The organism is Amycolatopsis sp. NPDC026612, from assembly GCF_040638285.1.
In the GTDB taxonomy this organism is placed as follows: domain Bacteria; phylum Actinomycetota; class Actinomycetes; order Mycobacteriales; family Pseudonocardiaceae; genus Amycolatopsis.
The window spans coordinates 1-1054 of record NZ_JBEZYB010000184.1 but is presented as its reverse complement, the minus strand read 5'-3'; the positions used below and the strand labels follow the sequence as shown (position 1 = coordinate 1054).

The following is a 1054-nucleotide window of genomic DNA, read 5'->3' as shown; positions in this document are numbered from 1 at the left end:
ATCCCGACCCGGCGTGGCATGGTCGGTGGCACAACACCAACGCGGGAGCTCGCGCCATGGCGGGCTGAGAGGGTGACTGGGGAACTTCCCGGGCGGGTCAGGCGTTGCAGGTCTTGTTGCGGTTGATGCAGTTGACGACCTGGTTCATGATGCTCTGGGACATCACGTTCGCGAAGTCGTCGTGGTCGGACAGCGGATTGTGCTTTTCGGACGGGAACGAGTCCACTTTGTACTGCTTCTTGACCTGGATGTCGTGCGGGATGTTGTAGACCAGCGTGGTCCGCAGCTCCGGCACCGCCTTGAACCCGGCGGCGCAGCGCCCGGCCGCGTCCGGGAACACGATGTGCGTGCGGTGGTTGGCGCTGTCGGTGTTCTGGCCGTCCCAGCAGCTCGGGAAGTCGTGGATCCGCTCCACGTTGCTGCCTTCGGGGCAGATCGGGTACTTGTCGGTCAGCCGGTTCTCGAAGCCGGTGCAGGTCCACGCGGCGCGGGTGTTCTTGGTGCCGTTGATGGACGGCTTTGCGTCGCCGCTGAGCGCGCGCAGGAACTTGGGCATCGCGACCACCGTGCCGGTCGGGCTGCCGCGGAAGGTGATGCCCACCTTCGCCGGGCGCTGGATCTGGCCGTCGTTTTCGGGCAGCTCGTTGTTCGCGTCCGGGCCGGGCAGCGGCGGTGCCGCCGTCGCGCCGCCGTTGTTCCCGTTGTTGCCGCCGTTGTTGGCGGCTTGGCCGAGGCTGCAGGGGGCCAGCGAGCCGAGGCCCTGGGGTTTGGCGGCGGTGCGGCCGATGGCGATGGCCATGCGGTCGATGGTGGCGACGCGCTTGTCCTTGAGCGGGCCGAGGATGGCGTTCTGGACGAAGTTCGGGCCGCCCTGGCCCTGGCTGGTGGCGAGCCGGGTGTTCGCCTCCTGGATCTGCGTGTTCAGCAGCTGCAGGTTGCGGTCCACTTCGGCCTTGGCCGAGGCGGGGACGGCGGGGAGCTTGCTCGCGACGTCCGGGCAGGTGATCTGCTGCACCGCGCCGCCGGGGGCGCCGCCGCCGTTGCTCGCGGCGTT

1 protein-coding gene is annotated in these 1054 nt (G+C 68.9%); it reads right to left on the bottom strand.

Annotated features, from left to right (window positions below; all coding sequences use genetic code 11):
- Window positions 1–97 precede the first annotated feature (97 nt).
- A partial coding sequence (locus AB0F15_RS45060) for a DUF1996 domain-containing protein (RefSeq protein ID WP_360284099.1) occupies window positions 98–1054 on the bottom strand: 957 nt, incomplete at its 5' end.